Source organism: Streptomyces sp. MJM8645 (genome assembly GCF_001625365.1).
GTDB lineage: Bacteria > Actinomycetota > Actinomycetes > Streptomycetales > Streptomycetaceae > Kitasatospora.
The window spans coordinates 1,086,443-1,100,105 of the sequence record NZ_LJJF01000002.1; the positions used below are offsets into that span (position 1 = coordinate 1,086,443).

At 72.1% G+C, this 13,663-nt stretch carries 13 protein-coding genes; 9 read left to right on the forward strand and 4 right to left on the reverse strand.

The features are described 5' to 3' along the window. Window positions 1–116 precede the first annotated feature (116 nt). The 5 genes from A6F73_RS35185 (at window position 117) to A6F73_RS35205 (ending at window position 5,522) form a co-directional block, all read left to right on the forward strand. Window positions 117–1,775 (forward strand): ABC transporter substrate-binding protein, encoded by a 1,659-nt coding sequence (locus A6F73_RS35185; RefSeq protein ID WP_063352388.1) that lies wholly within the window; start codon window positions 117–119, stop codon window positions 1,773–1,775. A gap of 73 nt (window positions 1,776–1,848) precedes the next feature. Beyond that, window positions 1,849–2,808: an ABC transporter permease gene (locus tag A6F73_RS35190; RefSeq protein WP_079136532.1), complete on the forward strand. Its 960-nt coding sequence runs from the start codon at window positions 1,849–1,851 to the stop codon at window positions 2,806–2,808. Next, complete coding sequence (locus A6F73_RS35195; RefSeq protein ID WP_063352389.1) at window positions 2,805–3,659, forward strand: ABC transporter permease; 855 nt, start codon at window positions 2,805–2,807, stop codon at window positions 3,657–3,659. The genes A6F73_RS35190 and A6F73_RS35195 overlap by 4 nt, the downstream gene beginning before the upstream one ends. After that, on the forward strand, window positions 3,656–4,630 hold the full coding sequence (locus tag A6F73_RS35200) for an ABC transporter ATP-binding protein (protein ID WP_063352390.1): 975 nt from the start codon (window positions 3,656–3,658) through the stop codon (window positions 4,628–4,630). The genes A6F73_RS35195 and A6F73_RS35200 overlap by 4 nt, the downstream gene beginning before the upstream one ends. 94 nt (window positions 4,631–4,724) lie before the next feature. After that, window positions 4,725–5,522 carry an ABC transporter ATP-binding protein gene (locus tag A6F73_RS35205; protein WP_063352391.1) on the forward strand — a complete coding sequence of 266 codons (798 nt, stop codon included), beginning with the start codon at window positions 4,725–4,727 and terminating at the stop codon, window positions 5,520–5,522. 129 nt (window positions 5,523–5,651) lie between these two features. Here A6F73_RS35205 and A6F73_RS35210 read toward each other — a convergent pair whose 3' ends face one another. Continuing rightward, entirely contained in the window at window positions 5,652–6,296 is a 645-nt protein-coding gene (locus tag A6F73_RS35210) for a TetR/AcrR family transcriptional regulator (RefSeq protein WP_079136533.1), read from the reverse strand. Window positions 6,297–6,439: 143 nt separating this feature from the next. On the opposite strand from A6F73_RS35210, the gene A6F73_RS35215 reads away from it, so the two are divergent. The 4 genes from A6F73_RS35215 (at window position 6,440) to A6F73_RS35230 (ending at window position 10,533) form a co-directional block, all read left to right on the forward strand. Next, on the forward strand, window positions 6,440–7,630 hold the full coding sequence (locus A6F73_RS35215; RefSeq protein WP_063352393.1) for an agmatine deiminase family protein: 1,191 nt from the start codon (window positions 6,440–6,442) through the stop codon (window positions 7,628–7,630). A 248-nt stretch (window positions 7,631–7,878) separates the two neighbouring features. Continuing rightward, window positions 7,879–8,214: a chaplin family protein gene (locus A6F73_RS35220; RefSeq protein WP_244293820.1), complete on the forward strand. Its 336-nt coding sequence runs from the start codon at window positions 7,879–7,881 to the stop codon at window positions 8,212–8,214. A gap of 37 nt (window positions 8,215–8,251) precedes the next feature. Continuing rightward, a complete protein-coding gene (locus tag A6F73_RS35225; protein ID WP_244293821.1) occupies window positions 8,252–9,562 on the forward strand; it encodes a hypothetical protein in 1,311 nt (436 codons plus the stop codon). After that, window positions 9,544–10,533, forward strand: a complete 990-nt coding sequence (locus A6F73_RS35230) for a hypothetical protein (protein ID WP_063352395.1) — start codon at window positions 9,544–9,546, stop codon at window positions 10,531–10,533. Before A6F73_RS35225 ends, A6F73_RS35230 begins: the two co-directional genes overlap by 19 nt. 103 nt (window positions 10,534–10,636) lie before the next feature. On the opposite strand, the gene A6F73_RS35235 is transcribed toward A6F73_RS35230, so the two are convergent. From A6F73_RS35235 to A6F73_RS35245, 3 genes are all read right to left on the reverse strand, one after another. Next, window positions 10,637–10,981, reverse strand: coding sequence for a tRNA-binding protein (locus A6F73_RS35235; protein ID WP_063352396.1), 345 nt, complete (start codon window positions 10,979–10,981; stop codon window positions 10,637–10,639). Further along, window positions 10,981–11,883: a 2OG-Fe dioxygenase family protein gene (locus A6F73_RS35240; RefSeq protein WP_208869250.1), complete on the reverse strand. Its 903-nt coding sequence runs from the start codon at window positions 11,881–11,883 to the stop codon at window positions 10,981–10,983. Before A6F73_RS35240 ends, A6F73_RS35235 begins: the two co-directional genes overlap by 1 nt. A gap of 363 nt (window positions 11,884–12,246) precedes the next feature. Continuing rightward, window positions 12,247–13,410: an alpha-hydroxy-acid oxidizing protein gene (locus A6F73_RS35245; protein WP_063352397.1), complete on the reverse strand. Its 1,164-nt coding sequence runs from the start codon at window positions 13,408–13,410 to the stop codon at window positions 12,247–12,249. Between the last annotated feature and the right edge of the window lie 253 nt (window positions 13,411–13,663).

Sequence of the window (13,663 nt, forward strand, 5' to 3'; positions counted from 1 at the left end):
CCCGCACGCACAACCACCACCCGTCGCCGCGGCCCGGGCAGCGAACCCCCGCTGCCAGGGCCGCCCCCGCCCCCCGCCCGCCGGACCCCCGTTGAGCCTGGAAGAAAGAACCCTCGATGCCACGAAGCCAGCGCCCGGAGCACAGATCCCCGCACCGCCGCTACGCCCTGCCGGCCGCCGCCCTGGCAGCCTTCGCCCTGGTCGCCGCCTGCGCCGGGCCGCCGAAGACCGGTGACGGAGGCAGCGGCGACCAGGCGTACAAGCTGTCCGCCGACACCCCGGCCGCCAAGGGCCAGCTCGACTCGTTCAGTTGGGCCCTGTACGCCGAGCCGCCGACCCTCGACTACATCTCGGCGTTCGACTACCCGCAGAACACCATCCTGTCCAACGTGTGCGAGAGCCTGATGCGGTGGACCCCGCAGCTGACCCTGGCTCCCGGGCTCGCGGCGAAGACCACCAGCCCCGACCCCACCACCTGGGTCTACGACCTGCGGCCCGACGTGCACTTCCACGACGGCGGCGTGCTGACCGCCGACGACGTGGTGTACAGCCTCGGCCGGCAGATGAACCCCGACAACGCGGCGGCCTGGGCCCAGCAGTTCCAGAACGTCAGCACCGTCACCAAGAGCGGCCCGCTCCAGGTCACCGTCAAACTCAAGCAGCCCGACTCGCAGTTCAACCAGTACATGGCCACGGCCGCGGGCGTCGTCGCCTCCAAGGCCGGCATCGAGGCGGCCGGCAAGGACTACGGCACCTCCGGCAGCCTGGACTGCACCGGCCCCTACCAGCTCGGCTCCTGGAACAAGGGCCAGTCCATCCAGCTGCGGCGCTTCGACGGCTACTGGGGCACCAAGGCCAAGTCCGCGAAGGTCGACTTCCGCTTCCTGACCGACCCCTCGGCGCGCGTCAACGCCATGATCAGCGGCGAGGCGGACGGCGGCTACCTGATCCCGACCGAGAGCTACGACCGCCTGAGCAAGAGCGGCGTGGGCACCCTCTACTTCGGCGAGGGCCTCAGCACGGTCAACGTCAACGTCACCAACATGAAGGGCGTGCTCGGCGACGTCCGCGTCCGCAAGGCGCTGTCGCTGGCCCTCGACCGCTCCGGCTTCGTGCGCACCGGGCTCGCCGGCGCAGGCAGCGCCACCGGCTCCCTCACCTCCCGCGCGGCCTGGGCCGCGGCGCCGCCGGACGTCAAGAAGGAGGCGTTCGAGGGGCTCACCCCGACCGCCCCGGACATCGACCGGGCCAAGGCTCTGGTCAAGGAGGCCGGCGCCACCGGCAAGACCGTCACGGTCGCGACCAGCTCCATCGGCCAGGACGTCTCACTGCTGGCCACCGCCGTCCAGTCGGCCGGCGCCAGGATCGGTCTCGACGTCCAGCTCAAGACGATCGCGCCCAACGCCTTCACCGCGCTGTTCACGGACGCGAAGGCGCGCGAGGGCATCGACCTGTTCCCGGAGACGTACTACGACTCCATCACCGACCCGCTGGACCTGCTGGCCAACTTCAAGACCGGCGCCTACCAGAACTTCGCCGGCTACAGCGACCAGGCCTACGACGACCTGGTCGACAAGGCGACCGCCGCCGCCGACCCGGCGGAGCGCTTCACCCTCGAAGCGCAGCTCCAGAGGACCGCGTCCGACCAGCTGCTGTGGATCCCGGTCGCCGAGTGGCCCACCGCCGTGTTCCTCAACAAGAGGATCACCGGCGCCCCGACCACCATCTCCTACATGTACTACCCGTGGGCGGCCGACGTGGGTTCGGCCCAGTGACGTCTCCCGGATCCACCGTGCGGCGGCCGGTCCTCCCGGCCGCCGCCCCGCCCCAGGACGTGAGGGCTTCCACGTGAGTTTCCTGCGCTTCACCGCACGACGGCTGGCCGAGATGGCGGCCACCCTCCTCGGCGCCTCCTTCGTGATCTTCGGCGCGATGTACCTGGCGCCGGGCAACCCGGCCAGCTTCCTGCTCTCGGGCCGCTCCGCCTCCCCCGAGGCACTCAAGGCGATCAACGACCAGTACCACCTGGACGAACCGTTCCTGCTGCAGTACCTGCGCTGGCTCGGCCAGATCGTCCACGGCGACTTCGGCCGCTCCATCACCTACCGCACCGACGTGTCGCGGCTGCTGGCCGACCGGCTGCCCGCCACCCTCCTGCTCGTCACCATGGCCCTGCTCCTGGTCGTCGCCATCGGCGTGCTCCTCGGCTGGATCGGGGCCGTCCGCGGCGGCGCCGTGGACTCGACCATCCTGGTCGCCACCACCGTCGCCGTCGGCACCCCGTCCTTCGTCGCGGCCGTCCTGCTGCAGGGCCTGTTCGCGGTGAAGCTCGGCTGGTTCCCGACCGGCGGCACCGGCGACGGACTCGGCCAGATGCTCTGGCACCTGGCCCTGCCCGCCGTCGCGCTGGCGCTCTACCTGATCGGCATGCTCGCCCGGGTCACCCGCGCCGCGATGCAGGAGGTCCTCGGCCAGGAGCACGTCACCGTGGCCCGCAGCCGGGGCGTCGCCGAGCACGAGGTGATCCGCCGGCACGTGTTCCGCAACGCCCTGGGCACCGTCCTGACCACGGGAGGCCTGATCGTCTCCACCCTGCTGGTGTGCACCGTCCTGGTCGAGTCCGCGTTCAGCGTCGGCGGCATCGGCCAGCTCCTCGAACTGTCCACCACCACCAAGGACTTCCCCACCGTGCAGGCCATCTCCCTGCTCATGGTGGGGCTGTTCATGGCGGTCAACCTCGTCGTCGACCTGCTGCACCCGCTGGTCGACCCCAGGGTCACCCTCGCGCCGAAGAGGTCCGCCGCATGAGCACCACCGTCCTGCGCCGCCCCGGCCTCGCCCGCCTGCGCACCGCCCGAGCACCCCTGTACCACCTCTGCCTCGGCCTCGTCGCCGTGGTCGTCCTGGTCGCCGTGCTCGCCTCCTGGCTCGCCCCGTACGACCCGAACGCCGTCGACCTGGGCAACGCCCTCGCCGGCCCCTCCGGCGACCACCTGCTCGGCGTCGACGCCGCCGGCCGCGACACCCTGTCCCGGCTGATGCTCGGCGCCCGCACCTCGCTGCTCGGCCCGCTCGGGGTGGTCGCCTTCTCCACCCTGGCCGGCGTCGCCATCGGCGTCACCGCGGCCTGGCGGGGCGGCTGGCTCGACTCCGTCCTGTCCCGCTCCACCGAACTGGTCTTCGCCTTCCCCGGCATGCTGCTGGCGATCCTGATCGTCGCGGTCTACGGAGAGGGGCTGATCGCCCCGGTGATCGCCCTCGCCATCGCCTACCTGCCCTACGTCAGCCGCCTCAGCCGCTCACTCGTCCTCGCCGAACGCTCCCGCCCCTACGTCGAGGCCTACCGCGTCCAGGGCCATTCCGGGCTCCAGATCTGCCTGCGCCACATCATCCCCGGCATCGCCCCCGTCGTCCTCGCCCAGTCCACCATCAACTTCGGCTACGCCCTGATCGACCTCGCCGGCCTCTCCTTCCTCGGACTCGGCGTCCCGGCGCTCACCCCCGACTGGGGCCGCATGGTCTTCGACGGCCAGACCGCCATCCAGCACGGCTACCCCCTGTCGGCGATCCTGCCCTGCGTCGCCATCGTGCTGACCGTCGTCGCCTTCAACGTCGTCGGCGAACGCTGGGCCGACCAGGTCGCCAGGAGGGACCGATGAACGTCCTCGACATCCAGGGCCTGCGGCTGCGCCTGCCCGGCACGGCCCGGCCCGTCCTCGACGGCGTCGACCTCACCGTCGACGCCCGCGAGACCGTCGCCCTCGTCGGCGAATCCGGCTCCGGCAAGAGCCTCACCTCCCGCAGCGTCCTCGGGCTGCTGCCGCGCGGCGCCACCACCGAGGGCATCGTGCGGGTCAACGGCGACGACGTCCTCACCATGAGCCCGGAACAGCTGCGCCGCCTGCGCACCGACACCGCGGCCATGGTCTTCCAGGACCCGCGCGCCTCCATCAACCCGCTCCGGCGCATCGGCGACTTCCTCACCGAGACCAGCCGCCGGGGCCCCGGCGGGGCCGACGCCGCCGCCGGACGGGCCGCGGAGATGCTGGCCGCCGTCGGGCTCCCGGAGACCACGCTCGGCAAGTACCCGGGGCAGCTGTCCGGCGGCATGCTGCAACGCGTCATGATCGCGGGGGCGCTGATGGGCGACCCCGCCCTGATCCTCGCCGACGAGGCCACCACCGCGCTGGACGTCACCACCCAGGCCGAGGTCGTCGCCCTCCTCGGCGACCTGCGCGAACGCTTCGGCACCGCGCTGGTCTTCGTCACCCACGACCTCGGACTCGCCGCCGCCATCAGCGACCGCGTCTACGTCATGTACGCGGGGCGGATCGCCGAAACCGGGCCGGCCGAGGCCCTGTTCGAGCGGCCGCGCCACCCCTACACGGCCGCGCTGCTCGCCTCCACCCCCCGCCTGGACTCCCCCCGGGGCAGGCTGGCCGCCATCGGCGGCCGGCCACCGAGCCTGCGCGAGGACCTGACGGGCTGCCCCTTCGCCGCCCGCTGCCCGCTCGCGACCGAGGTGTGCACCGAGCGGGCGCCCACCCTGCTGCCTCTCGCCGACGAGCCGGCCCGGCGGGCCGCCTGCCACCACGGCGACCGCGTCGCGGAGGTGACCGCCGATGCCTAGGAGCACTGCCGACGGCCCCAGCACGCCCGGCCCCGCCACGACGAGCCCCGCCACGACCGGCCCCGTCACGACGAGCCCCGGAGGAGAACCAGCGATGCCGAAGACCGTCCTGGAGGCCGTCGGCCTGCACCGCGCCTACGGGAACGTCCAGGCGGTCGACAACGTCTCCTTCACCCTGGCCGAAGGCGGATCGCTGGGCATCGTCGGCGAGTCCGGGTCGGGCAAGACCACCACCGCCCGGATCGTCGTCGGGCTCGAACGGGCGGACACCGGACGGGTCCTGGTGCACGGCCGGGACCGCACCGAGCACCGGCGCGGCCGGGCCCACCGGCTGGCCCGCGCCCGCGAGGTCCAGATGGTCTTCCAGGACCCGTACCTGTCCCTCGACCCCCGCACCAGCGTCGGCGCCGCGCTGCGCGAAACGCTCAGGCTGCACTTCCCCGACGCGGACCACCCCCGCCGGATCGCCGAACTCCTCGACCAGGTCGGCCTCGGCGAGCGCGAGGCCGAGGCCCTGCCCCGCCAGCTCTCCGGCGGCCAGCGCCAGCGCGTCGCCATCGCCCGCGCGCTGGCCGTCGAGCCCGCCGTCCTCGTCCTCGACGAGGCGGTGGCCGCCCTCGACGTCTCGGTGCAGGCGCAGATCCTCAACCTGCTCGCCGACATCCGCGAACAGACCGGCATCGGCTACCTGTTCATCACCCACGACCTGGGCGTCGTGCGGTGCGTCACGGACGAGGTGGTCGTGATGCGGCACGGCCGGATCGTCGAGTCCGGCCCCACCGCCGAGGTCCTCGCCCGCCCCCGGCACGCCTACACCCGGCTGCTGCTCGACTCCGTGCCCAGGCCGGGCTGGGACCCGCGGTCCATCGCGGACGCCCGCCGGGCCCTGTAGCCGGGCCTTCCGGACTATCGGACCCTCCGGACTGCCGGGGTCCCGCGGGGTCGGCGGACTCCACGGGGCCCCGGTGTCATTCGGCCCGCGGGCGGACGACGGGCGGACGACGCCGGGGCGCAGGGCGTGCTACGCCGTCCCGGACGGTGCTCCGGCGAGCGCGCGCACCAGCGTCCCCAGCACCGTCGCCGCGTCCACGTTCGAGTCGAGGGACTGGATGGCCGCGAGGCCGTCCACCGCCGCCGCGACCGCCTCGCCCAGGGGTCGCGGGTCGATGCCGCCGCCCCGCTCGTCGGCGAGCACCTGGAAGAGCCGGACGAAGCACGACCGCCAGCGCAGGTACTCCTGCTCCAGACTCCCCCGGACGCGTTCGTCGTTGAGGGCGTGCCAGTGCAGGGCCGCGTGCAGGTGCGACAGGTCCGGGCTCTCGCCCCGGGTCAGCAGGCCGATCACGCGCTCGGCCCGCTCGGCGAAGTCGCCGGGGCCGTCCACCGCTTCCTCCAGTGGGGAGATCCACTCCGGCCGGATGTCCTCGATCACCGCCACGATCAGGTCGGTGCGGTCGCGGAAGTGGTAGTGGCACATCCCGTGCGAAACGCCGGACAGCGCGGCGACGTTGCGCGTGGTGAAGCGCCCGGCGCTCTCGCCGGCCAGCAGGGTCCGGGCGGCGGAGACGAGCCGCGACCGGGTCTGCTCCCCCTTGGCCGACGAGCGCGTGCGCCCCTGCGGTACCACGGGGGCCGCCTGAACCTGTTCCTTCTCGCCTGTCGCCATGGCGCAACTCTAGGACGTGTCCGGCCACGCCCCCGCTCCAGGAATCTTCGTCCGATCCTGCGCAGATAATTGACCGAGCGCTTGGTTAGTTCTACCTTCGAGTCAATCCCGTTGCCGAGACGGGCAGTTGACCGGAGGACCCGATGAACGATCACGTCCCGAGCAGGTCCGGCCTGGGCAGACCCGGCCTGGGCAGACGACAGTTCCTCACCGCGGCCGGCCTCACCGCAGCCGGCCTGGCCGTGACGTCGGCGGCAGGCTCCACCGCCGCCGCGGCCGGCCTCCGCAGCTCCCGCGACTCCCGCAGCGAGGGCACCGCGCTGGCGGGTGCGTTCGCCGTCCCGATCGACGGCACGCGGCACACCCGGACCTGGATGGCCTGGCCCGACAGCACCGCGATCTGGCGCAGCCAGCTCAGCGGCGTCCAGTCGAACATCGCGCTGATCGCCAAGACCATCGCCAAGTACGAGCCGGTCATCATGTGCGCCAACCCCGCGAGCGCCGCCAAGGCCCGCTCCCTGTGCGGCTCGTCGGTCACCGTGATCACCACGATCCCCGTCGACGACTGCTGGATGCGCGACACCGGCCCGGTCTTCCGCACCAACGGACCGGGAGCCCTCGACGCCGTCGGCCTCAACTTCAACGGCTGGGGAAACCGGCAGACCCACGCCAACGACGCGCTGGTCGCCCAGCGCATCGCCGCCTACGTCGGGGTGCCGTTCACGGCTGCCGGTCTGATCGCCGAAGGCGGCGCCATCGAACAGGACGGCGCCGGCACCCTGATGGCCACCCGCAGCAGCATCGTCAACGACAACCGCAACCCCGGGATGAGCCAGGCGCAGATCGAGGCCGCGATGTGCCAGGCCTACGGCGCGTCCAAGGTCATCTGGTTCACCGGCATCAGGAACCAGGACATCACCGACGACCACGTCGACGCCACCTCGCGCTTCCTCGCACCCGGCGCCGGGCTGGTCCAGATGCCGCTGGCGACCGACAACGACGCGTGGGCGAACGACGCGCGCGAGCAGTACCAGATCCTGTCCGCCGCCACGACGGCCGCAGGCGGTCCGACCGCGGTGACCAAACTCCAGGGCCCGGACTACTACAAGATCCGCTCCACCAACCAGAACTTCGTCGCCTCCTACGCCAACTACTACGCGTGCAACGGCGCCGTGATCTCCGCCCAGTTCGGTGACAGCACGGCCGACGCCGCCGCCCGGGCGACCCTGGCCCGGCTCTTCCCCGGACGCACCGTCGAGCAGCTCAACATCGACTCCCTCGGCGCCGGCGGCGGCGGCATCCACTGCGTCACCCAGCAACAGCCCGCCGTCTGACACCCGGCGGAGCGGCGCGCACACCGGCACGGCCCACCGGCCACGCGCAGGCGTGCGCGCCGAACCCCCCGCAATCGCCCCCGGCCCCTGGCTGCTGACGAACGGGCCGGCGCCGGCCTGAGCCCGACGGTGCGCATCCGAAGGGTGGTTCCGTCGTTGACCAGGCTGCGGTCCCGAGCGGTTGCCCGGGGCGTGGTCTGCACGGGCGCCGGCTCTCGCCGGGCGGCGCCGTGCCAGGAAGGAGTGCGATGAGCATGGTGACGGGTGAGGGGCGCCCGGCCGCGGGCAGCGGCGGCGCGGGCAGCGGTGCGCGCACCGTGGGCAAGCGGGTGGCGGTCCTGGGTACGGCCGTGGGGGCCGCGCTGGTCCCGGTCGGCACCGCCCACGCCAGCATCGTCGGCGTGGGCAACGCCGTGTTCGACAACTCCTGCGTGAACCACGGCGGCACCCAGGCCACCGGGGGCACCGTCTCCGACAGCGGGACGGCGGCCGGCAACCAGGTCGGGCTGCCGCTGAGCCTGCCCCGCAACCAGTGCGGGAGCAGCGGGCTCGTCTGCACGGCCGTCTTCAGGGCCGCCTACTGATCCGGCCGGACCGACGGTGTGCGAGGCGGGTGATGTCGTGAGCGGTCCCGGGGTCGCGGGTGTGTCGCTGGAGGACGCCGCAGTAAGGGAGTTGGCGGCGCTGAGCGGGAGCGCGGTGCCGCTGCTGCGGGAGTGGGTCGACGCGCGCCCTCGGCTGGGTGTGGCGCGGGCGCTGCTGATGCTGGCGACCGGCGAAGGCCTGAGCGACGAGGCGCTGCGGGCGGAACTGGTGGTCGCGTACCGGGACGCGCAGGCCGCCGGTGCGCGGTCGGCGAGCCTGGTGTACGGGGTCTTCCTGTACACCCACCGGCAGTTCCGGTTGACGGCCGACCACCTGGTGACGCATTTCGCGCGGTGGCCCGGGGACGAGGTGGCCTCGTTGCTGCTGGACGCCTTCCACGCCTGCGGTGACGCCGCCTACCGCGCGCACGGTGACGTGCTGGTCGAGCGGCAGTACGCCCTGGCCGGTGCGGACAGTTGGCCGTGGGCGGGCCGGCTTGCGTGGACACAGGCGGAGCAGGGCCGCACCGAGGAGGCCTTCGAACTGGCCGAACACACCTTGGCCCGGTATCCGCGCGCCGGACTCGCCGCGCACGCCCGCGCGCACGCCGAGCAGGAACTGGGAGCCGGCCCCGCCTCCACCGCCTTCCTCGACCGGTGGCTGGCCGTCGACCCGCTGGCGGTGCAGTTCAAGCACCTGAACTGGCATGCCGCCCTGCAGTCCCTGGCCTGCGGGGATTTCGCGGACGCCCGCCGGCGGGCCGACGAAGTCCTGGGCCGCGCGGACGTGGGGATGCGGTCGGCGACGAACTGGCGTCTGCTGCTCGCCGGGCAGGAGCCGGCCGGCCGCTGCGACCTCGACCACGTACGCGGCCTGCTGGCCGGTCCGGGCGGCATGGCGGAGGTCTTCCACACCTTCAACCTGGCGCTGGCCCTGGCCGTCGAGTCCGCCACCGACGACCTGGAGGCCCTGGCCCGCCAGGCCGCCGCCGACCAGCGCCCCGACTACAGCGAAGTCCTCGCCCCGGTGGTCCGGGCCCTCGCGCACGTGACCGCAGGGCGCCCGCAGGCCGCCGTCGACCTCCTGACCGGACTGGGCGGACTGACCGGCCTGGGCGGGCAGGTCGAGCGGCTCGGCGGCGTACGGGTGGAACGCGAGATCGTCCAGGACACGCTGGCCCGCGCCCTGATCGACACCGGCGAGCACGCCCGCGCGGCCCACCTGCTGCACGAGCGCGTCACGACCCGCCGCCACCACACCTACGAGGACCTCCTCCTCACCCCGCCCACCGACTCCTCCGCCGCCCCCTCTTCTCCGGGAGCCCTCCCATGGCCGTGCCCCAGCTGATCGTCGTCTCGCTGCGCGGCAGCGGCACACCCCTGCTCGCCCGCATCACCTCCGCACTCGGCTACACCCCCTACGGCACGATGAGCGGCTTCCAGGACGACGGCGACGAGCGGCCCGGCCCCGGCGAGGTCTCCCCGCTGCTCCGGGCCGCCTACGGACAGGACGAGGCCGGACGCCTGCTGAGCAGGCAGCGCGACCACCTGGAAGAACTGGAGACCGCCTTCCAGAAGGCGGTGAACGCCCTGTGGCGGGTGTGGTGGACACGGCTGGGCCAGCCAATCACCGCCGCCTCACCCGTCGACCCAGGCCTCGAAGACCGCCTGACCCGCGTCCCCGACACCGACCTGCCCCGGCTGCTGCCGGGCCGCGGCTGCTGGTACGTCAACAGCCTGGACCTGGAGCGTGCCGACGCCGGCTTCCTGCGCGCCTGGCACACCACCGCACGGCCGCCGATCGTCTACCACCACCGCGACGTCCGTGACCGCATCGTCGAGCAGATCCGCCTGCTCTCCCAACCCTGCGGCCACGTCGGCTCCATGCCCGAACACCTCGTCTACCGCGACATCGTCAGCGCCCTGCCCACCATGGACGCCAGGATCACCCTCGCCCTGACCGACCCCGGCTTCCCCGGCATGCGCGAAGCCCGCCGCTGCCAGTGGCTGCTGCGCCACCCGGCCGTCTGCGTGCTCACCCACGAGGAGCTCGCCGGCCCCACCGAAACCCGCGACCAGGCCCTGTACCGTCTCCTCGCCGCCACCGGCCACCCGGACCCGGCCGCGGCCCTCGCCACCCTGCCCGGGCCACGGAACGTCGGTGCCGAGAACGGTGAACTCCCCGTGGGCGGCTGGCGCGAGCACTTCAGCCCCGACCACGAACGCCTCCTCCACCAGCACCACGGCGACCTCCTCACTCTCCCGCAGCCGCACGGCGCGGAAGCGCCGAGGAGCATCCGCTCGACCAGCCCTTCGTAGCCGACGCCGCCCCGGCCGCAGCCATCAGGGGGAGGGCGGCCCGGGGGAATTCACCCCCGGGCCCCCACAGAGTGAAGTCCGGCCGGTCGCCTGCCGGTTCGGGTCAGAGCAGCCGCGCTCCCGGCTTGACCTCCCGGTCCGGGGCGATCAGGACCACGTCGCCGCCGCCCTCGCCCGGCACCCCGAGGACGAGGACCTCGGACATGAAGTCCGCGACCTGCCGGGGCGGGAGGTTCACCACGGCCATCACCAGGCGGCCTTCGAGGTCATCGAGCGCGTACAGATCGGTGATCTGGGCGCTGGACTTCCGAACGCCCAGATCGCCGAAGTCGATCCACAGCTTGTACGCGGGTCGGCGGGCGCGCGGGAACGCCTCGGCGCGGACGATCCGGCCCGCACGGATGTCGACGTTCAGGAAGTCGGTGATCGTGATCTCGTCCGCCGCCATCAGACCGCCACCGAGGGAAGCAGTTCGACCGACATCGGCAGGCCGGAATGGCAGGCGAGGGAGTCGTGCGTGTGGGAGATGTGACCCTCCATGGCAGGCTTCCGCGTGAAGAAGATGAGCATGTCCCTGGTGGAGGTCTGCTGCGGGTCGGCGGCGACCACCGGGGAGAGGCTGTGCTTCCGCTCGTGGTCGACGACGAGCATGGTGTCGAGGAAGTGGCGGTGCTGGTACTGGCCCACGACGAGCTCCGGTTCGACCTCGTCCCAGCGGACGGCGTTGATCTGCTGCATGTCGTGGAGGAAGGTGATCGCGCTGTCGGCGGTCATGTTCTCACTGCCGAGCAGGGTGGTCATGGTGTGGTCCACGCCGTCGCTGTGCACCCCTTCGAGGGCGGGCTCGCCGACGAGTTCGGGCGTGGTGACGGTCCGCAGGTTGAACAGGGTGCACACCCATCCGGGGTAGTCGTAGTCCAGCTTCGGGCGGTGCGCGATCTCCACGTCCTGGACCATGAACGCCTTGAACAGGAGCAGCCCCTGGAAGGCCCGGTTCAGCTGGAGGTCGTCACCGACCTCCGCGAACTCACGCTTCTTTCCGGAGTCATGCCGTACGAAGTCCTCGTCGGCCGACAGCGCGAACGGCTGGAACTCGCCCCGGTCGACCGTCCCGTTCTTCACGTCGAAGTGGAAGCGTCCGTTCTTCGACTGGCGGAAGGGGAGGGTGGGATCGTCCGGCAGGTCGTCACTCACCCGCTGGAGCTGGGCCAGGTCGGCGTCGGTGGCGCCGAGCCCCTTCAGCAAGTCGGCCATGCGCTCTCCAGGGACGAAGGCCGAACGCTGCTCGACGTACTCCTTCTTGATCCGGGTCAACTCGGCTATGACCTGGTCGAAGTCGTTGGTGTTCATAAGATGGATACTCCGTTTCGGTTCAGGGGACGACTCCCCGCGGGACCTCTCGTGTCATTGGCGACGTCCGCCCGGGGTGGAACCGATCGCCTCCGACGAGAAAAACCTATGGGCCGCTGATCAATGATCAGTCAACGATTGATCTACGTGCGCGACATGGCTGATTCAAGGTCTTGACTGTTCCACGAACCCGTAGATCACAGTCAAGTGACGGTCAGTCATCCATATGACTTCCTGATGGTCAAGGCCGACCGCAGGGATCCGGCCAGGACCGCTTTCACTCCGACCGGGTTCAAGTAGTTCGGGGAAGTACGGACCGCATCGCCACCGAATACGTGTCGTGAATTTCGGGCGCCGGCCGCCTCAGAGGCGTACCAGCGCCTCGCGGGTCAGATCGGCCAGGGCCGGGTAGCCGTCGACCGCCATGAGCAGGTCGGCCTCCGCCAGCAGCGAGCGCAGCACGTGCACGATGCCGTCCTCGCCGCCGAGCGCCAGCCCGTACGCGTACGGGCGGCCCACGCCGACCGCGGTGGCGCCGAGGGCGAGCGCCTTGACCACGTCGGCTCCGCTGCGCACCCCGGAGTCGAAGAGCACCGGCAGACTGCCCGCCGCCTCGACCACGGCGGGCAGCGCGTCCAGGGCGGGCAGGCCTCCATTGGCCTGGCGGCCGCCGTGGTTGGAGCAGTAGAGGCCGTCGACGCCGCCGTCCCGGGCCCGGCGGACGTCCTCGGGGTGACAGACGCCCTTGAGGATGATCGGCAGGTCGGTGAGCGAGCGCAGCCACGGCAGGTCGTCCCAGGTCAGCGGGTTGCCGAAGATACCGGCCCACTCCAGGATCGCCGCACCCGGATCCTCCTCGGGGGCCTTGGCCAGGCGGGCCCGGAAGACCGGGTCGGTGAAGTAGTTCGCCAGGCAGTGGCCGCGCAGCTGGGGGAAGTTGGACGTCGCGAGGTCGCGCGGGCGCCAGCCGGTGATCCAGGTGTCCAGGGTGACCACGATGCCCTGGAAGCCGGCCGCCTCCGCGCGGTGCACCAGGCTGGCGGCGAGGTCGCGGTCGGTCGGGGTGTAGAGCTGGAAGAAGCCGGGCGTGTCACCGAACTCGGCCGCGACCTGCTCCAGCGGGTCGACGGTGAGGGTGGAGGCCACCATCGGCACGCCGGTACGGGCGGCGGCCCTGGCCGCGGCGAGGTCTCCGTGGCCGTCCTGGGCGCAGAGGCCGATCACACCGACCGGCGCCAGGAACAGCGGCGAGGGCAGGGTGTGGCCGAACAGGCCGACGGTCAGGTCGCGACGGGCGGCGCCGACCATCATCCGGGGGTAGAGGCCCCACCGCTCGAAGGCCCGGACGTTGGCGCGCTGGGTGTGCTCGTCCCCCGCGCCGCCGGCCACGTACGACCAGATCGACGGGGGGAGGGCGGCCTGCGCCCCGGCCTCCAGCCCGGCGTACGTCATCGGCAAGGCGGGCAGCACCCCGCGCAGGCCGTCGAAGTAGATCTCGTTCTGGTAGTCACCGAACTGCTGGGCCATGGTTCCCAACCTCCTGTTGGTGCGGTGCGGTGCGGTGTGGTGTCCGTGTGCGTGTGCGGGAGTGACGGGAGTGACGGGAGTGACGGTTGCGTTGATCTGATGTCTACCGGCCCCTGCGAGCGTTCGGACGTCTTGCCATAGGTACGTAGGGAGCGTCATCCGTGATTCGAACGATTGTTGTCCGTACGGCTGTTGCCGGTACGGCCGTGCTGGCGCCGGTGGTGGGCGCTGTTGCCGTGGGCGCGGGGGCCCC